This is a genomic window from Dellaglioa sp. CoH-55-MRSF-8, assembly GCF_056782195.1.
In genome coordinates, this window is the sequence record NZ_JBXAYH010000006.1 from 49,566 (window position 1) to 68,058 (window position 18,493).

The window sequence follows — 18,493 nt, forward strand, 5'->3', positions numbered from 1 at the left end:
GCCCTCCTATCTCTAAATTAATCCATAAAAGGATGGTCATCATTAATTAATACAGGGAATATCTTTTTAGCATGTCCCGTTTTGTCATCAATATCTATCACACAAGCAGATAACGTTTTACGACCTGTTTCATCCACTTCAAATCGTGTTGGCATTTGCGATAAAAAGCGACCAATTACATTTTCACGTTTCATTCCTAAGATACCATCGTATGGTCCTGTCATACCAACATCTGACATAAAGGCAGTTCCTTTAGGTAAAATACGCGCATCATTAGTAGGCACATGTGTATGCGTACCTACTACCGCAGATACTTGACCATCTAAGAACCATGCTATAGCTTCTTTTTCACTCGTTGTTTCAGCATGAAAATCAATAAAAATGAAATCAGTCTCTTTTTTGACTTCTTCTAAAATATCTTGAACAACTGCAAACGGATCATCTGAAGGAGACATAAAAACACGTCCTTGCAAATCAATCACAGCTAATTTTTGCTGATTAATATTAATAATTGTATGTCCAATCCCAGGTACTTGGTTTGCTGAGAAGTTAGCTGGTCTAATTAATTTTTTTGCACCACCAATAAAATCTTGAATATCTCTATTATCCCAAGTATGGTTACCCATGGTTACAACATCAGCACCTGTTTGAAGGAATGCTTTATAGACAGATTCATTAATACCTCTACCCTTCGTTGCATTTTCACCATTTACAATGGTAGCCTGTGGATGAAATTTTCTTTTTAATTTTGGTAAATACTCTTTAATCATTTGTTGACCTGAATCGCCAACGACATCTCCGACAAATAATAAACGCATGGTTGTCCTCTTTTCTTATATATAAAACTAGTTTAACATTTTTTCTTTTTAATAGACAAAAAATGATGATTTAAGAAATTAATCTTAAATCATCATTTTTTTATTTAGCATACTCAATTGCTCTTGTTTCTCGAACGACAGTCACTTTAATATGTCCTGGGTATTCGAGTTCATCTTCAATTCTGTTTTTAATATCTCGAGCTAAGACAGTTGCTTGAATATCATTAACTTCATTTGGCGTGACAATAACACGTACTTCACGACCAGCTTGAATTGCATAACTTTTCTGTACACCTTTAAATTCATGTGTAATATCTTCAAGTTTTTCAAGTCTATGAATATAATTTTCTAACGATTCACTTCGTGCGCCTGGTCTTGCAGCTGAAACAGCATCTGCCGCTGCAACAAGAATAGCAATAGTATATTTAGCTTCAACATCACCATGATGTGAAGCTATAGTGTTGATGACAACATCATTTTCTTTATACTTCTTAGCTAATTCAAGGCCAATTTCCACATGTGAACCATCAACTTCATGATCAACTGCTTTACCAATATCATGTAACAATCCTGCGCGTTTTGCTAATGTAACATCTTCACCCAATTCAGCGGCTAACACACCTGCTATTTTGGCAACTTCAATAGAATGGCTTAACACATTCTGACCATAACTTGTACGATAATTTAATCGACCAATTGTTTTAATTAAATCAGGATGAATTGTATGAAGTCCGAGATCAAAGGTTGTTTGTTCACCTAATTCACGAATTTTTTCATCCATTTCTTTACGTGATTTTTCAACCATTTCTTCGATTCGTGCCGGATGAATCCGACCATCTTGAATTAATTTTTCAAGAGTCATTTTGGCAATTTCACGACGAATTGGATCAAACCCACTTAAAACGACTGCTTCTGGCGTATCATCGATAATTAAATCAATCCCTGTTAAGGTCTCTAATGTTCGAATGTTACGTCCTTCGCGGCCAATAATACGGCCTTTCATTTCATCATTTGGCAAGGTAACTAATGAAACAGTTGTTTCAGATACCATGTCAGCTGCACTTCTTTGAATAGCTTGAGCAACTAAATCTTTAGCATTACGATCAGCTTCTGATTTAGCTTGCTTATCACTTTCCTTAATCATAACAGCTCGTTCATGACTTAATGATTCTTTCGTATCGTCCATAATAATAGTCTGTGCTTGTGTTTGTGTTAGAGAAGCAACTCTTTCAAGTTCTTCTTGTTGTTCCTGAATCAGTGAAGTAGCTTCTTGTTGTTTTGTGTCAACAAGTTTTTGGTCAGACGTTACTTTTTTCTCTTTGTTCTCAAGCGTTTGTTCTCGTTTATCTAGTGCGCCATCTTTACGATCTAAAGTTTCTTCACGTTGAATTACTCGATTTTCTTGCTTTTGAATTTCTGAACGTCGTTCCTTTAACTCATTGTCTATTTTATCACGATAACTTTGACTTTCTTCTTTAGCCTCTAAAACAGCCTCTTTTTTCTGAGTCTCAGCATCTTTCTTTGCACTTTTTAAAATACCTTCAGCCGTATGCGTTGCGACATCAAGTGTTTTTTCGAAATTTGACTTTCTATATGCAATTCCAATAAAAATTCCAACAACTAAAGCAATAATAGCGATGATAGCGAGGATTAATACGGTTGTTATAGATCCCATAAAAGTCCACCTCCGCATCATCAAATAATGATTAATTTAACTAATCATAAATTTTTAGATGTTTTTTATTTTGTTCATATACACTTTAGTATTTTACGGTTAATTGCCCCCCGCTGTCAACAACAATCCATTGCCAAATTTAATTATTTACTCATTAATTTCATCAAATATCCATTTAAGTCCACTTAGAACACTTCTTTGTCTAATTGTTTCTCTATTTCCAGCAAAATGAAATTGTTTTGCAATAACGGGACTATTTTTAATTGCTAATCCAATCCAAACCGTTCCAGCTTTCTGATTTTCAAGCTCATCTGGACCTGCAACACCAGTAAATGAAATAGCAATATTTGTTTTCATTTTATTTTGTGTTTGTTGGGCCATTTGTTTAGCGGTTTCTTCACTAACAACACCATATTTTTTAATATCTTCAGTCGAAATACCTAAAATATCAGATTTGGCTGTATTAGCATATGTTATAAATCCACCATCATAAATTTTTGAGACACCTGGTATTTCTGCTAATGTACTTTGAAATAATCCAGCTGTTAAACTTTCGGCTGCAGAAATAGATAAGTTTTTTTCAATTAATTTAGTTACAACAATATTTTGTAACGAATTGTCATCCCCATAGCCATAGAAATAATCACCAACTTTGGAAAGTACATAAATCTCCATTTCGTTAATTAATTCTACAGCTGATTTTTTGTCTGTAGGACTTGCCGTAATTCGCAAAGTGACCTCATTTGTCTTGGCGTATGGTGCAATAGTAGGATTAGTTTGTGAATCAATTATCTCTTTTAATTCAGTCACCAATTTAGATTCACCAATGCCATAAAAACGTAAAACTTTTGATTCAAGATGACTATTTAAGTTATATTCTTCTTTTAATAGCTGTTCAACTTCCTTATTAAACATTGTTTTCAATTCCTTAGGTGGTCCAGGTAATAATAAGAAATCACACGAATCACCTTTGTAAAAATCACCAACAGCCATTCCAGCATGATTTTTAATTGGTTTTGATCCTTCTATATACAAAGCTTGTAATTTGTTGTTTTCAGTCATTTGACGACCCGTTTGTGTAAAATGATCTTCTATTTTTAACATGGCGTCCTTATTTTCAACTAACTTCTCATTTAAAAATTTGGCGACCATCTGCTTCGTTAAATCGTCTTCTGTTGGTCCTAAGCCACCAGAAAGGATAACCAAATCATTTCGTTTTGAAGCCAGTTCAATTGCCTCTAACATTCGTTCTTCATTATCCCCTACAACTGTCTGATAAAATACATTTACACCTAAATCAGCTAATTTTTCAGCTAAGAAAGCACTGTTCGTATTTACAATTTGTCCTAATAATATTTCTGTACCAACCGCAATTATTTCTGCATGCATGATGTTGCCTCCTAATTTAATTAAAAAAGACTAAAACGGTTAAATGTTTTAGTCTAAATATTTTTATTTTTCAAATGAATCTGAGAAAATAGCTCTATTTTGAACAAAGTAATCAATACCTGAATAAACAGTAAAGAATAAACAAATATAAAGAAAAATGGCAGCCATAGGTACATTAATTGCTGCAAATAACACATTATTTAAAAACAATAAAATAATAGCTATCATTTGGGTTGTTGTCTTAATTTTGCCTGGCATAGCTGCAGCCATAACTTCCCCATCATTTTCAACAATAATCAATCGTAATCCTGTTACCGCAAGTTCGCGACAAACAATAATTGCAGCTACCCATGCAGGTACTTGGTTAAATGAAACAAGGATAACAAATGCAGTCATTACAAGCATTTTATCTGCCAATGGGTCTGCAAATTTGCCAAAATTAGAAACTAAATGTTGGCGACGTGCAATTTGACCATCTAAAAAATCTGTTAATGAGGCAGCTGCAAAAATAATTGCACCAATTAGATGTGTCACCTGAATCTGTGTACCAACCCAAGTAACCATTCCCCAATCAATTGGTAATAACAATACAAGCATGAAGATTGGAATTAAAATAATCCGCACAACCGTTAATTTATTTGGTAAATTCATAATGATCCCCTTTTTCAAAAATTGCCAACAACATAGTATCCGTTGTTGACAATTCTGGCTTATTTAATATTTACAGTAACTGTTCTAACTTGTAGAGTTGCATTTGTTTTCATAAAATTAAATTTTTTACCGTTAATCGTGATACTCATAGCTGGTGCATTACCAAAGCTAAAGACAAATGACTTTGTACCGGCTGGGATTGTAACAGTATCCGTTGCATCTGAGACAAGTGTTGCTTGCCATAGTTGTGTGCCATCAGCCGTAATTGAGCTCCAAGCAGCACTACCAGAAGCTACTAATTTAACTTTAGAAGTTGTTGGTGCATTTTCCATTGTGTAAACAGTGTTTGTTCCCGCATCTGAAACATATGTTAATTTTTGCGTTTTCTTATCAGATGAAGAACTAGCCTTTACTGATTCAGAACTAGAAGTTTTAGTTTTTGAGTCAGTTGAAACAGATACTTTAGAACTTGAACTTTCAATTTGAGTATCTGTATCTTTACTATTCAATGTCACACCATAAATTGTACCCAAAATCCCTAAGACAATCACAACAATAATAATTGTTGGCAAGTACGACATAAACTTATCAAAATTACCGTCTTTTGGTAGTTTAGCAGACTTTTCAGAACGTGATACTTGTTCCTTTGCAACGACTGTTTCTTGTGTATCTGGAAGTGTTTCATTGAATTCTTTTAATAATTTATCCCCATCCAAATCAACCGTCTCTGCATATTGTTTAACAAATGCTCGAACGTAAAAATCTCCTGGTAAATCAGAAAATTTTTCATCTTCAATTGCAATCAAATAACGTTTTTGAATTTTCGTCATTTGTTGTAAATCATCTAACGTATATCCTTTATTTATTCTCGCTTCTTGTAATGTTTTTCCAATTTCACTCATGTCTAATTCTCCACTTAGTTTAATAGTTAATCTTCTAACAATCAGTATAACATAATCGTCATGTCCAATTTGTTAAAATTTTATTATTTTATTTCAACCATCCGCCTGAAACATAAATCGTTTGACCGGTGAGGTACCCTGCCTCTTTGGCTAATAATTGTTTTACCCAAAATCCAATTTCTTCGGGATGTGCGAAACGTCCCATTGGAATTTCACTTGAGATATCTTTCTTTGCATCTTTCGAAAATTGTTGATTCATTTTTGTATCAACTGCGCCTGGTGCCACCACGTTAACCGTAATACCTAACGAGGCAACTTCTTTACTATAAGCATTGGCAAAGGACGATAACGCACCTTTTACAGTACTGTACAGTACTTCCATTGGGCTACCAACGCCTCCATAAATTGACCCAATAAATATAATTCGGCCAAAATGATTTTGGGCTAACTTTGGTTCCAATTTCTGAATTAATGCCAATGGTGTTTGAACTTGCATCTTCATCATTTTATCTAAATCAGACATTGGGGCTTCATTGAATAAATGGTAAGAAGTTGTTCCTTCAGCAAATATTACAGCATCTACGGCAAATAGTTGGGATATCACTGGATCAACATTAGTCGCTGTCATATCAAATTGTAACGGCAAAAAATCTTGTTTTGGATATTTTCCCCTCAACTCTTGTGTTAATCCCATAATTGCTTCATCATTTTGATAATAATGCATTGTTAGCGACCAACCAATATCTGCCAATTGTCTTGCAATCATTTGACCAATATCACCAGACGCTCCAAAGATAACTGCCCAACTCATTTAATCATCCTCTTTAGCCATAATTTGGTAGACACTAATTGCTTCAGAACGAATAAAATCTTTAGCTCCTTGGCGAACTTGATCTAATGTCATATTTTCAATAATTGGTGCCCTATCAAAAACAGTGGCATCATCAAACAAATCACCATCATACTGATTTGCAATGCTCTCAAGTGAGTTCATCGATTGAATGGATTGACCTAACATTTCACGTTTAGCCAATTCAAACTGGGCCTCAGCCCCTGAAAGGTACTCTGACGCATTCTCTAAAATATGAATAATGGCATCCGATAACTTTTGAGGGTCATCAGTATCACCACTAATACTTGCAAAATGGAAGCCACGTTCAATTTCAAATTCATAGCCAAAGGAATCATCTAACGTCCCTTCATCATATAATTTCATATATTGAGGGGCCGTGTCACCAAACAAAAGATAAAGAAGCATATGGATTGTCTCTTTGTATTTCAAGCCGTTACGGCCTTCTGGAACATTATCTAATCCTTTTATACCAACAATTGTTTTAGCACGTTGAATGGCCATCTCAGTTGCACGATATGGCATGATGTCTGAACCGTCTACTTGAGTTTCTGGAATTAATCGTTTAATTGTTTCTGCTGCTTCTGGAAACTTTTTATGATTTTGATTATTTTTAATTAAATCTAAAGTTTCTTCTGGATCAACATTTCCTACAATAAATAAATTCATATTACTTGGATGATAAAATGTTTCATAGCACTTATATAAATCATCTGCCGTAATTTTATCGATTGATTCAATTGTTCCAGCGATATCACTGCTAACCGGGTGATTTGGGTAAAGGTTACCTAAAATACCAAAGTATAAACGCCAATTAGGATCGTCGTCATACATTTGAATTTCCTGTCCAATAATTCCCTTTTCTTTTTCAACTGTTTCAGGTGTAAAATACGGATCTTGCACAAAATCTAGTAATGTTTCAATGTTTTCAGGAACATGATTAGAGCTTGAAAATAAGTAGCTCGTTCGTGTAAAGCTTGTGAAAGCATTTGCACTAGCACCATATTCTCCAAATAAATCAAACGCATCATGATCTGCTTTTTCAAACATTTTATGTTCTAAAAAATGGGCGATACCATCCGGTACATGAACAACATCTTCTTCACCAATTGGTACAAATACACTATCAACTGAGCCATAATTTGTTGTGAATATACCATAAGTTTTATGAAAACCTTTACGAGGTAATATATTTACTTTCAAGCCATTTTCCAAAGTTTCTGTATATAATATTTCGTCAAACTGCGGGTATTCTAATGTTTTCATTAATTAATTTCCCCATTCAAAAAGAAGATTGCTTGTAATTTAACATTACGAGCGATAGCTTGAACGGCAGCTTTATCCACGCTATTAATGCCGTCTATCCACTCTGTTGCACTAACTTCTGTGCTTGTTAATTGATCAATCATCGATTGATTAATTAACGCCATTTGTGAGTCAAGACTACTTTGATATTGGTTAATCATTGTCATTTTTGTTTTATTTAATAGTTCATCACTAATGTCACCTGCGATAATATCATCTAATTGTTGTTGAACAATTTCGATAACTTTATCTTTATTTTGTGGTTCAATGCCTGTTTGTACAGTTAAAATACCTCTAAATGTATCTAACGAGCTACTTGCATAATAAGCCAAACTAGCTTTCTCACGAACATTTACAAATAACTTAGCTAGTGGTGAACCGCCAAAAACGCCATTGAAAATAAGACCCGCATAGTACCCATTTTCTCTGTAATAAACTGGTAACTGATATGCCAGATTTAATTTACCCTGAGTCACTGCTTGCGTTTCTGTTTTAGTCACAACTTCTTTAATAGCTTGATCATAGAATATAGGTATCATTTTAAAATCTCGAGGTTTAAAAGGCAACGTTTTAACAATAGTTTCAGTTTCTGATTCATCTAATTCACCAAGGACGAAAATGTCTACTCGATTAGTTGTAAGCATTTGTTTGTAGTAATCAAATAAGCTAGTTGCAGTTATCTTTTCAATATCTTCTACAGTCCCATAGCTAGGAATAGCTTGATCGTTTTGAAAGTAAAGTTTCTGTAATTCTAATCCTGCGTACGATTGTTTATCATCACTAATACTTCTGATAGACATCATCAAATTTTCCTTTTGGCGTTTAAATGTTTCTTCGTCAAAATGGCCATCAGTCACATTCGGATTGAAAATAATTTCTTTGATAAAAGCAAATATTTTTTTTAAACTTTCTGTTTTATGTTCTAAGAATTTATCGTTTACACCGTTTAAAATTAAACTTATTAAGTGAAAGTTTCCTTTTTTACTAACAGTGATACCAAAACTTGCACCATAAAGTTCTGATAATTTTTCGGCTAATTTTTGTTGAGATGGATATTCTGCACTACTAATTTCTAATAAGTTAGCTAATAGCATACGTTCTGCAGATTCTTTTCCGGTTAAAGGTGCTATAAAATTAATAACGATTCTATTCGTTTTAAATTGACTATTTTCAATAACAGTTAAGTTGACACCTGTTTCTAATTGTTTACGCACGAAAATGTGCCTCCTTTTAAATCGGATGTTCTTTTACCATGATAATTGAAAGACTAGTGAAACACAAATTTAATTGTTTCGTAATCTGTTTAGGCTAAACAAAAAAACTGAAAGCCCTAATTAGGACCATCAGTTTCTTCATTTATCAACACTTTGCGCGGCTTACTTCCCTCTGGCGGTCCAACGATTCCTTTTGCTTCCATTTCATCAACAATTCTAGCAGCTCGATTGTAGCCAATCCTAAAACGTCTCTGTAACATGGATACACTGCAAGATTGTTCATGAGTCACTAATTTAACAGCGTCCCCAAATAATTCGTCTTCTGAATCAGACGCTGATCCTGAGTTAGCTGTTTCTTCATCAGTCACAATCATCGTTTCATCGTATTGTGGTTCTTGCTGATTTTTAATAAACGAAATAACACTTTCAACATCTTTATCTGAAATGTAAGCATCTTGTACACGAATGGGTTTATTTAGCCCCATTGGTAGGAATAACATATCCCCACGACCTAAAAGCTTTTCAGCACCATTACTATCAATAATTGTTCTCGAGTCAATCCCACTGGAAACAGCGAAAGCCATACGTGATGGTACGTTAGCTTTAATCAATCCTGTGATAACATCAACAGATGGACGTTGCGTTGCCAAAATCATATGGATTCCAGCTGCTCGAGCCATTTGTGCTAAACGAATAATCGCATCTTCAACCTCATTCGAGGCTACCATCATTAAATCTGCCAATTCATCAACAATGACAACAATATAAGGTAACGTTGCTCTTTTTTGTCCGTCATCTGCGTTTTCTTGCATAATCATTTGATTATATCCAGAAATATTACGTTGACTAGCATCTGCAAACAATTCGTAGCGTCGCTCCATTTCAGAAACAACCTTATGTAAAGCTCGTGATGCTTTTTTAGGATTTGTAACAACCGGCGTTAATAGATGTGGAATACCATTATAGACACCTAACTCTACTTTTTTAGGATCAATCAACATAAACTTAACCTGATTTGGTTTCGTATTCATCAATAAACTTGTGATAATGCCATTAATTGCAACTGACTTACCACTACCAGTTGAGCCAGCAATCAATAAATGCGGCATCGTTGTTAAATCTGCTGTTACCAATTGGCCTGAAACATCGCGACCTAAAGGAACTTCGAGAACTTTATCTGGTGTTGGATTCTTTTGTTGAGATTCAATCACATCCCTGAATGAAACCATTGATACTTTAGAATTTGGTACTTCAATCCCAATAAGTGATTTTCCAGGAATTGGTGCTTCAATTCGAATATCTTTGGCAGCAAGTGCTAAGGCTAAGTCATCCGCAAGGTTAACAATTTTACTAACTTTAACACCAATTGCCGGATGTAATTCATATTCAGTAACAGATGGTCCTAAACTCACACTTTTAATTTCAACATCAACACCAAAGCTTTCAAATGTTTGCTTCAATATTTTTGTGTTTTTTTCAATTGTTTTATATTCGCCACTTTGGTCTTCTTTTGGAATTTTTGTAAGTAATGTAACTGGTGGTAATTGGTAATCTTCATTATCATCAGCCACTGTACTTGATATTATCTTAGGATCATCTTCTGAATCTAATTCTGAATCTGGTTCTTGTTGCGTAATGATAGGTGGTTCATCAACGGTCACTTCTCGTTCAGTTTTTATTTCCTTTTCTTCAGTTCTATGGTCAATTACAGGTTTTAATTCTTCTTCATCTTGTTCTGCTTTATTTTCTTTTCTTTCTTCTTTAAAACTATCTATTGCTACTTTCATTCGGCGAAAACCTTCTCTTGTCCAAGCAATAATTACGTTTAGATAGCGTTGAACAGTATACATAACTTCTGAAAAAGAGAGATCAAAAAAAATAAATAATCCGGCTAAGATGAAAAGTACACTAACAATATAGGTGCCTGCTTGTGAAATTAAGAAGTACGATAATTGGTATAAGCTTGCCCCTATCATTCCACCGCCAACTGTTGAACTAACTGCAGATTGTCGAAAATCGGAAACAAGTGTCTGCCATGTATATTGAATAAATTGGCTATGCACCGATGAGTGCCCAACAAACCAGGCTTCAAGAAAGACTAAAACACCAACATATAAAATAACGGATCCCCAATTAATTCTTTTCTTAACTTTGGGCTCTTTTCCCATAATCATTAAGTAACTTCCATATACACCGAGAATTAATAATGCGAATTGATATGTATTACCAACAAACAAACGGAAAACGTTAGCAAATAAAGCACCCAAATATCCCAGTGCTAGCACACCAAATATTCCAAACAATAAAAATATAACACCAATTATATTTTTAGAAAATTTGTATTGAACTGTTTTTTTTGTTGTTCTTTTTTTTCTTTTCTTTTTTTGAGCCAAAACAGTTCCTCCTTCTGTTAAAATAGATACTCAATTATACCATATCTTAATTACCTTCCGTGTCATTGTCTAGTCATTTCCACAAAAAGAGAGTTAATAACAATTATGTTATTAACTCTCTTTTTTGGCTGTAATTTCTTTGCCATCTTTAACTAACAGTAACCCTTGATATAACTGTAAATCATCACCACAATCTGAACAATAATCCATTTGTTCCTCATTCCAAAATGCTGTCAAAAATTGACGTTTACTTTTTTGATGGCTAAATTCAGTGGTAAATGCGCTAGATTGTTCCTCAAAAAAAGCCATCGCTTCATCCATTGAATCAAAATCAACTGTTTTTTGAATATGACTTTTCCAATCATCAAAAAACCACCATGGTTCATCAAATCCAAACATTGTTATTACTTGAAACAAGTTAGCTCACACCCTTCCATTTTATAAAATGACTGTTCATCATAAATACCGGTTTATTTCTTAACCCGAAGCAAGTATAACCCATTTATGAATTTCTAGTCTATAAAATGCTCAAGCTACTTATTTTAGCTTATCATTTTCATACGTGTGTGTTTTATCTAGATTTAAAAAGTCTTGTTGTCTAAGTGTTTCATAAATTACAATAGCAGCTGAATTAGATAAGTTTAAGGCACGAATGTGCGTATCATCTTGTGGAATTCGGATTGCTTTCTCTTCATTTTGGCGCATAAAGTTTTCAGGAAGACCTGTTGTCTCTTTACCAAACAAGAAGTAATAGTCCTTATTCACATCAGAATAATCTACTTGTGAATAAGTTTGCGGTGCAAATTTTGAAACCAAAAAAAGTTGTTTCTGATCTGGAATAGATGCTAAAAAATCTTGTAAATTTTTATGATACGTAATTTTTACTTTATCCCAATAGTCTAGTCCAGCACGTTTTAAATATTTATCGTCTGTTGAAAATCCTAAGGGCTCAATTAAATGTAGTTCAGTATCCGTTCCAGCACAAGTTCTAGCAATATTACCTGTATTAGCAGGCATAAGTGGTTCAAATAATGCAATATGATTCGTCAAAAATTAACATCCTTTCAAAAAATCGTTATTATTTTAGGCAACAAAAAAACGCATCATTTCGGTGTGGGCACGGCGAAAAGATACGTTAATGAAGATCAATTTCCAGAAGCTGACAACATCGTCGACAGTCTCTAAACAACCGAATTCGTATACTCATAATACCACAGCAATTTATTCGTTACAACACTGATTCTAACTTATTTTTACGATATTTTAATAGTGTAACGTCAACCGTAATTTTGGTTAAAGGTTGTTTTTTAGCTTTAGCCTGATTATCTGTTGTAGCTCCCCAATGTAAAGGAGTCATTTCGAGTAAGGCAGGAAACAAGCCTTCTGGAATATCGAATTGATAACTAATTGTAATTTGTTCAGAGTCAGGATAATTTTCTTTAAACAGATTTAAAACCTTTTCATTACTATAACTCCTATTATGACTCTCTTCGTTATATAGAAGTTCGCGTAATTCAACTAAGTAATTTGAATTTGGAATGATTTTTAATAACTGCCCGCCATCCTTTAATACTCGATCAAATTCTGTATAAGCAGAAGGCGAAAAAATATCAATAATTGTTGAAAATGACTTATTATTAAATGGTAGTTTAGCCAAATCAGCAATACAATAAAAAGCATCTGTCTCTTGTTGTGTCGCATAATTGATTGCATCTTTTGAAATATCAAATCCAACGTAAGTGTCTTTAGCATTTTGGCGTGTTACTTCTATATCATGAAGTGGTGTTCCCTCTCCACAACCTACATCCATAATTGTTTCTTCTTCATCAGAAAGCTGCTCAAGAATTTTATCCGTAATCGGTTTAAACAAGCCTGCTTGTAATAACTGTCTCCTTGCTAACCACATATCCAATTCATAATCACTTTTAACCCCATGATTCAAGAAAAAAAGAGTTCCTTTTTTTGATAAATCTATTTGATGATTTTCAGGGCAAAACATCGTCTGGCCTTCAACTTTACTGTAGGGGTTTAAGCAGACAGGACATCTAAATAAATCGATTTTATTTTTTAAAAATACGGCACTTTTCTCAATTTTTTTCAATTTACACTTATTCCTTTTTATCGTTTATTTTACATTCAATAGCTATTTATTTTTCAATGTTAATGTAATGACCTTTAACCAATTCAACAAGTTCTTCACGTTTTACGCCAACAGAACGACCAACTTTACCAGCTGAAACCCAAATTTTATCGAACTCTTGAATTCGTTCATCAAAATAAATGGGAAATCCTTTTCGAACATTAATTCCAATTGGTGTATTTGCGCCATGAACGTAACCAGTAATATTGATTAAATTTTTATTATCTGCTAAATGCAATTGTTTTTCATTTAATTCACGTGCTACTAATTTTAAATCAATTTCAAAAGTAATAGGAAGGCAAACAACTACGTAATCTCTATCACCGTTACTTCCCTGTAAAACAATTGTTTTTAAAATACTTCTTTCATCCGTTCCTAGTTCTTTAGCTTCTTTGCTTGAATCCATTTGTCGACCACCTAAAAAATCAAAAGTATAGCTCTCAAATTCAATATGATTTTGATCTAAAATGCGTTCGTCATTTGTTTTTTTTACTTTTTCTTTTTTTGCGATAATAATCACTCCCAAAATAATTATAGCACGACGTCTATCTCTTCACGTATTCTTATTTAATTTTCGATTTATTTCAAAAATATGTTGACTAAATTCGCTAAATAGCGTAAATTATCAGTTGGTTACTGATAATAATTTAATAAATACTAAAAATAGTTCGTGTTTAAAAGAAATGGGGAAATATTATGCCAGTTTTTGATTATGAAGATATTCAGCTCGTCCCTAACAAATGTATTGTAAATAGCCGTTCCGAAGTCGATACATCTATTCAATTTGGCCCTCGCCGTTTTAAACTACCCGTTGTACCTGCGAATATGCAGACAATTATCGATGAACCGTTAGCAGAATGGCTTGCATCAAATGACTATTTCTATGTCATGCACCGTTTCGATGAAGAGAGTCGCTTACCTTTCGTCAAAAAAATGCATGCAAAAGGTTTGTTTGCTTCTATTAGTGTTGGCGTTAAACCACATGAATGGGCATTAATTGAAGAGCTTGCCGATGCTGATTTAATTCCAGAATATATAACAATTGATGTGGCGCATGGCCACGCACAAAGTGTCATTGATTTAATTCATCATATTAAAAAATGGTTACCAGAGTCATTTCTAATTGCTGGAAATGTTGGCACACCTGAAGGCGTTAGAGAACTAGAAAATGCTGGTGCAGATGCAACTAAGGTTGGTATTGGACCCGGAAAAGTTTGCATCACTAAAATTAAAACTGGATTCGGTACCGGCGGGTGGCAATTAGCCGCTCTTAGATTATGTTCTAAAGCAGCAAGTAAACCAATTATCACTGATGGTGGTATAAGAACTCATGGTGATATTGCTAAGTCAGTCAGATTTGGGGCCTCAATGTGTATGATTGGTTCACTCTTTGCTGGTCACAAACAAAGTCCTGGTGATTTAATTGAAAAAGATGGTAATCTATTTAAAAGTTATTTTGGCTCTGCCTCTGAATATCAAAAAGGTAGCCACACTAATGTTGAAGGTAAAAAAATGCTCGTTCCTTTTAAAGGTGACATTCATGAAACTTTACTTGAAATGCAACAAGATTTACAATCTTCAATTTCTTATGCTGGTGGTAATTCTCTCTCTGCACTTGAAAAAGTCGATTATGTAATTGTTAAAAATTCAATTTTTAACGGTGATACGCTTTAATCAAAAAAGTTAGACAAAATAAAATTTGTCTAACTTTTTTGATTATCTTTATTCGTTTTCTCTGATTCGTCATACAAACCAGAATCCTTTTTATACCATACAAAAATCCGCGTTACAATAACTTTTAGAATTGCATATCCTGGGATTCCAAAAATAACACCTATTAATCCAAAAACCCGTCCCGAACCTAATAAAACAATTAAAATTGTAACGGGATGGATTGCTAAACTACTTCCAAGAATCAATGGAGAAATCAATCTTGCTTCAATTGTTTGTTCAACAATAAAAACAACAATAACCTTTATCAACATAATTGGTGACACGAAAGCAGCAATTACTAGTGCAGGAATCATCGCTAGAAAAGAGCCTAAATAAGGAATTAAATTCAAAAAACCTGCCAAAATCCCTAACGTTAAAGCAAACTTAAGACCAACTACTGAAAAACCAATAACAAATAATATGGCCACAAAGAATGCTACCGTTAACTGACCTCGGATATATTGACTGACTTGTAAATTAATTTCATCTAATAATTCAATGATTGATTTGCGATATCTTACTGGGAAAAAATTTGATAAATACTCAGGTAAATCGTGCCCATCTTTTAATAAATAAAATAAGATAAAGGGTGCTGTTACTAATCCAATGATAAATGTCGTTACAGTACCAACAACGCTACCTAAAGAATCAACTGTTGATCCAATAACTGAGCTCGCTTTTTTGGATACTGTTCCTACGATATCTGTATTTATTTTTTCAATTGAAGTTTTAATAGTATCAAATAAAGATGACGACATAAAATCATTCGTTTGATGTGTGATATTTGACCAATACGTCGGCCAATTTTTAATAATACTAATTGTTTGTGTTTGTACAGCAGGAATCAAAACGACAATCCCCCATACTAAAAACCCAGAAATTACTATAAATACAACTGTAATAACCAAACTTCGATTCAATTTAAAGCGCGTTTCACAAAAATCTATCAATGGGGATATTAAATAATACAGCACGCCAGCTAAAACAATTGGGAAGCCAATAATGCTTAATAACTCTCCAATTGGTGCGAAAAACCAGCCCACTTGTGCTAACATAAAAATAATTAGCAAACTTAACAAAACAATTGATAAAATGCTAACTGTTTTATTATTAACAACCCATTTCCAAAACCATGATCGTTGTGAAGTCGATTTTTCATTTGGGAGCATTTTAATCTACTCCTTTACTTATACGTGATTGTATTACCGACTTTAAAAGTTGGCAATACATGCGGTGTTAAATAAATACCATTTGGTTGTGGATGTTCTGGAACTTCCATAAAGAACAAGGTAGCATGCCCAACCGACTCAAAATTACTTGAAACTAACTCTCCAGCGAAATCAATTTTATAAGTTTGTTCATTAATAATCATTTCATCACCTGTTTTTGGCGAAATAATTTTTTTATCATCTTCAAATGATTGAATGACAGAAACTTGTCTTAAATCATCCGTTGCACTCTGATTGAAAAGGATAACAATAGGTTCCTTTTTTGAGATGGCATCTTTTCCAATTTCTTCAATTCTTGCTGTAATCATACTTTATCGTCTCCCTTATCCTTTATAGTTACCTATAATTATAGCATAGTCCCCAGTATAAATAATAACGTTTACAAAAATATATGATATAATATTGACAATATCATGAGGAGGTATTTGTAACTATGAAAGAGACTATTTTGTTTGGTACATATACAAAAAAGACAAGTACTGGTATCCAACGAGCTCAACTTGATACAATTGAAAAAAAAGTTTCTAACGCTACACCCTATATAAAGGTTGAAAATCCAACTTATCTCACGAAATCGGACAAAGGTGTCTTATATACCGTTTCAAAGAGGTCAGATTTAGGTGGTATATCAGCCTTTACCCTTGCATCAGAAAATCCCCAATTTTTAAATGACGTTTCAGCTGAAGGCGCTCCGCCTGCTTACGTTGCTGTTGATAATAACCGTCAATTAGTCTACAGCTCAAACTACCATAAGGGTCTTATTTCCATTTCAAAAATTCAAACTGATGGCTCATTAGCTCTTATTAATGAAGTTACAAATGAAGGTCATGGTCCAAAACCAGAACAAACAAGCTCTCATATTCATTTCACTGATTTAACACCAGACAATAGGTTAGTTGTTTGTGACCTTGGAACTGATCAAGTGTTAACTTTTGATGTGTCAGATAATGGTGCTATTAAACAAATTGCTGAGTATCGTTCAGAGCCTGGGTTCGGTTCTCGTCATATTGTTTTCCATAAAAATGGAAAATTAGCATACTTAGCTGGAGAGCTCTCAAGTGAAGTTTCGTTACTTAGCTACAATCAAACGGATGGTTCATTTAAAGAGATTCAAACACTTTCATCAATTCCATCTGATTGGAATGCTCATAACGGAATTGCTGCTATTCGCATTTCTAAAGATAGCCGCTTTTTGTATGTCTCTAATCGCGGAAACAACTCAATTGCTTGTTATTCACTTGCTGTTGATGGCACAATGACACTTATTCAACTTATTTCAACTGAAGGTGACTTTCCTCGTGATTTCAGTTTAAATAAAACAGAACAATTTTTGGTTGTTGCTAACCAAAACACTGATAATGCTACCTTATTCGAACGTGATTCAACCTCTGGTAAATTAACTTTACTTCAAAAAGATATTGCCGTTCCAGAATCCGTTTGCGTTTATTTTGAAAATTAGGAGAAATTAAATTTGTTAATTAAAGAAGTTGCAGTTGAAAATTTTACTGATATCCCAAAACAATTTGCCGCTGGTGCTAATCGTTTTGAACTTTGCGATAATCTTGCTGTCGGTGGTACAACTGTCAGTAAAGGTGTTATGTCTGAAACAATGCGTTATGCACAGGACAATGAAGTCCCTGTAATGGCAATGATTCGTCCCCGTGGCGGAAATTTCGTTTATAACGATACCGAATTAAAAATTATGGAGGCTGATTTATTTCAGGCTCAACAACTTGGTGTAGATGGCGTCGTATTTGGCGCTTTAGATACGAATAATAACTTAGACATAGAGGCGATGGAGTTTTTAATTGCAGCAAGTGGTGGCATGCAAATCACTTTCCATATGGCTTTTGATGAAATTCCTAATAATGCACAACTTGATGCGCTATCTTGGTTAGCAGAGCATGATATCGATCGTGTTTTAACGCATGGCGGATCACTTGATAAGCCTATCGAGGAAACGTTACCCCACCTCAAAGAAATTATTGACTGGTCAAACGGTCTCATTAAAATTGTTCCAGGTGGCGGTATTACACTTGATAATGTTGATACTATTGCTGCTAAATTAAACGTTAAAGAGCTTCATGGTACAAAAATAATTTTAAAATAATCATCTAAAAAGGTTCCAACAACTTCATGTACTAGGCCCTGTCAAGTTGACGGATGAAATAATATAAAATTTAATATGTTTCTAAATGGCTTTATCCCAGTATT

18 protein-coding genes are annotated in these 18,493 nt (G+C 33.9%); 3 read left to right on the top strand and 15 right to left on the bottom strand.

Features of this window, described 5'->3' with window-relative positions:
• Window positions 1-17: 17 nt before the first annotated feature.
• The 13 genes from AC1RPW_RS06635 to AC1RPW_RS06695 all read right to left on the bottom strand — a co-directional run bounded on the left by AC1RPW_RS06635 (window position 18) and on the right by AC1RPW_RS06695 (window position 13,848).
• Window positions 18-818, bottom strand: a complete 801-nt coding sequence (locus tag AC1RPW_RS06635; RefSeq protein ID WP_409021448.1) for a TIGR00282 family metallophosphoesterase — start codon at window positions 816-818, stop codon at window positions 18-20.
• 100 nt (window positions 819-918) lie between these two features.
• Window positions 919-2,493, bottom strand: coding sequence for a ribonuclease Y (gene rny / locus AC1RPW_RS06640; protein ID WP_481761847.1), 1,575 nt, complete (start codon window positions 2,491-2,493; stop codon window positions 919-921).
• A gap of 147 nt (window positions 2,494-2,640) precedes the next feature.
• On the bottom strand, window positions 2,641-3,882 hold the full coding sequence (locus AC1RPW_RS06645) for a competence/damage-inducible protein A (protein ID WP_481761848.1): 1,242 nt from the start codon (window positions 3,880-3,882) through the stop codon (window positions 2,641-2,643).
• 63 nt (window positions 3,883-3,945) lie between these two features.
• A complete protein-coding gene (gene pgsA, locus AC1RPW_RS06650) occupies window positions 3,946-4,533 on the bottom strand; it encodes a CDP-diacylglycerol--glycerol-3-phosphate 3-phosphatidyltransferase (RefSeq protein WP_481761849.1) in 588 nt (195 codons plus the stop codon).
• Window positions 4,534-4,592: 59 nt separating this feature from the next.
• Window positions 4,593-5,435 carry a helix-turn-helix domain-containing protein gene (locus AC1RPW_RS06655; protein WP_481761850.1) on the bottom strand — a complete coding sequence of 281 codons (843 nt, stop codon included), beginning with the start codon at window positions 5,433-5,435 and terminating at the stop codon, window positions 4,593-4,595.
• 88 nt (window positions 5,436-5,523) lie between these two features.
• Window positions 5,524-6,246 (bottom strand): elongation factor P 5-aminopentanone reductase, encoded by a 723-nt coding sequence (gene ymfI, locus AC1RPW_RS06660; RefSeq protein WP_481761851.1) that lies wholly within the window; start codon window positions 6,244-6,246, stop codon window positions 5,524-5,526.
• Entirely contained in the window at window positions 6,247-7,551 is a 1,305-nt protein-coding gene (yfmH, locus tag AC1RPW_RS06665) for an EF-P 5-aminopentanol modification-associated protein YfmH (RefSeq protein WP_481761852.1), read from the bottom strand.
• Window positions 7,551-8,804, bottom strand: coding sequence for an EF-P 5-aminopentanol modification-associated protein YfmF (gene yfmF / locus AC1RPW_RS06670; protein WP_481761853.1), 1,254 nt, complete (start codon window positions 8,802-8,804; stop codon window positions 7,551-7,553). Before yfmF ends, yfmH begins: the two co-directional genes overlap by 1 nt.
• 116 nt (window positions 8,805-8,920) lie before the next feature.
• A complete protein-coding gene (locus AC1RPW_RS06675; RefSeq protein WP_481761854.1) occupies window positions 8,921-11,197 on the bottom strand; it encodes an FtsK/SpoIIIE family DNA translocase in 2,277 nt (758 codons plus the stop codon).
• Between the two features lie 111 nt (window positions 11,198-11,308).
• Window positions 11,309-11,614, bottom strand: a complete 306-nt coding sequence (locus tag AC1RPW_RS06680) for a DUF1033 family protein (protein ID WP_481761855.1) — start codon at window positions 11,612-11,614, stop codon at window positions 11,309-11,311.
• Window positions 11,615-11,734: 120 nt separating this feature from the next.
• Window positions 11,735-12,247: a tRNA (uridine(34)/cytosine(34)/5-carboxymethylaminomethyluridine(34)-2'-O)-methyltransferase TrmL gene (gene trmL / locus AC1RPW_RS06685; RefSeq protein ID WP_409021458.1), complete on the bottom strand. Its 513-nt coding sequence runs from the start codon at window positions 12,245-12,247 to the stop codon at window positions 11,735-11,737.
• A gap of 178 nt (window positions 12,248-12,425) precedes the next feature.
• Window positions 12,426-13,298 (bottom strand): methyltransferase domain-containing protein, encoded by an 873-nt coding sequence (locus tag AC1RPW_RS06690; protein ID WP_481761856.1) that lies wholly within the window; start codon window positions 13,296-13,298, stop codon window positions 12,426-12,428.
• A gap of 46 nt (window positions 13,299-13,344) precedes the next feature.
• Entirely contained in the window at window positions 13,345-13,848 is a 504-nt protein-coding gene (locus tag AC1RPW_RS06695; RefSeq protein WP_481761863.1) for a YbaK/EbsC family protein, read from the bottom strand.
• Between the two features lie 185 nt (window positions 13,849-14,033).
• Here AC1RPW_RS06695 and guaC point away from each other — a divergent pair, with 185 nt between their 5' ends.
• Entirely contained in the window at window positions 14,034-15,011 is a 978-nt protein-coding gene (guaC, locus tag AC1RPW_RS06700; RefSeq protein WP_481761857.1) for a GMP reductase, read from the top strand.
• A 29-nt stretch (window positions 15,012-15,040) separates the two neighbouring features.
• Here the strand turns inward: guaC and AC1RPW_RS06705 are convergent, their stop codons facing one another.
• Together AC1RPW_RS06705 and AC1RPW_RS06710 are read right to left on the bottom strand one after the other, a co-directional pair.
• Window positions 15,041-16,219, bottom strand: a complete 1,179-nt coding sequence (locus tag AC1RPW_RS06705; protein ID WP_481761858.1) for an AI-2E family transporter — start codon at window positions 16,217-16,219, stop codon at window positions 15,041-15,043.
• 14 nt (window positions 16,220-16,233) lie between these two features.
• Window positions 16,234-16,587 carry a PTS glucitol/sorbitol transporter subunit IIA gene (locus tag AC1RPW_RS06710; protein WP_409021462.1) on the bottom strand — a complete coding sequence of 118 codons (354 nt, stop codon included), beginning with the start codon at window positions 16,585-16,587 and terminating at the stop codon, window positions 16,234-16,236.
• Window positions 16,588-16,712: 125 nt separating this feature from the next.
• On the opposite strand from AC1RPW_RS06710, the gene AC1RPW_RS06715 reads away from it, so the two are divergent.
• A complete protein-coding gene (locus AC1RPW_RS06715) occupies window positions 16,713-17,738 on the top strand; it encodes a lactonase family protein (protein WP_481761859.1) in 1,026 nt (341 codons plus the stop codon).
• 12 nt (window positions 17,739-17,750) lie between these two features.
• Window positions 17,751-18,389, top strand: a complete 639-nt coding sequence (locus AC1RPW_RS06720) for a copper homeostasis protein CutC (RefSeq protein WP_481761860.1) — start codon at window positions 17,751-17,753, stop codon at window positions 18,387-18,389.
• Window positions 18,390-18,493 lie beyond the last annotated feature (104 nt).

Coding starts and splice junctions, on each gene's coding strand:
- AC1RPW_RS06635 (WP_409021448.1), bottom strand. CDS start 818: ATGCGTTTATTATTTGTCGGAGATGTCGTTGGCGATTCAGGTCAACAA.
- rny (WP_481761847.1), bottom strand. CDS start 2,493: ATGGGATCTATAACAACCGTATTAATCCTCGCTATCATCGCTATTATT.
- AC1RPW_RS06645 (WP_481761848.1), bottom strand. CDS start 3,882: ATGCATGCAGAAATAATTGCGGTTGGTACAGAAATATTATTAGGACAA.
- pgsA (WP_481761849.1), bottom strand. CDS start 4,533: ATGAATTTACCAAATAAATTAACGGTTGTGCGGATTATTTTAATTCCA.
- AC1RPW_RS06655 (WP_481761850.1), bottom strand. CDS start 5,435: ATGAGTGAAATTGGAAAAACATTACAAGAAGCGAGAATAAATAAAGGA.
- ymfI (WP_481761851.1), bottom strand. CDS start 6,246: ATGAGTTGGGCAGTTATCTTTGGAGCGTCTGGTGATATTGGTCAAATG.
- yfmH (WP_481761852.1), bottom strand. CDS start 7,551: ATGAAAACATTAGAATACCCGCAGTTTGACGAAATATTATATACAGAA.
- guaC (WP_481761857.1), top strand. CDS start 14,034: ATGCCAGTTTTTGATTATGAAGATATTCAGCTCGTCCCTAACAAATGT.
- AC1RPW_RS06705 (WP_481761858.1), bottom strand. CDS start 16,219: ATGCTCCCAAATGAAAAATCGACTTCACAACGATCATGGTTTTGGAAA.
- AC1RPW_RS06710 (WP_409021462.1), bottom strand. CDS start 16,587: ATGATTACAGCAAGAATTGAAGAAATTGGAAAAGATGCCATCTCAAAA.
- AC1RPW_RS06715 (WP_481761859.1), top strand. CDS start 16,713: ATGAAAGAGACTATTTTGTTTGGTACATATACAAAAAAGACAAGTACT.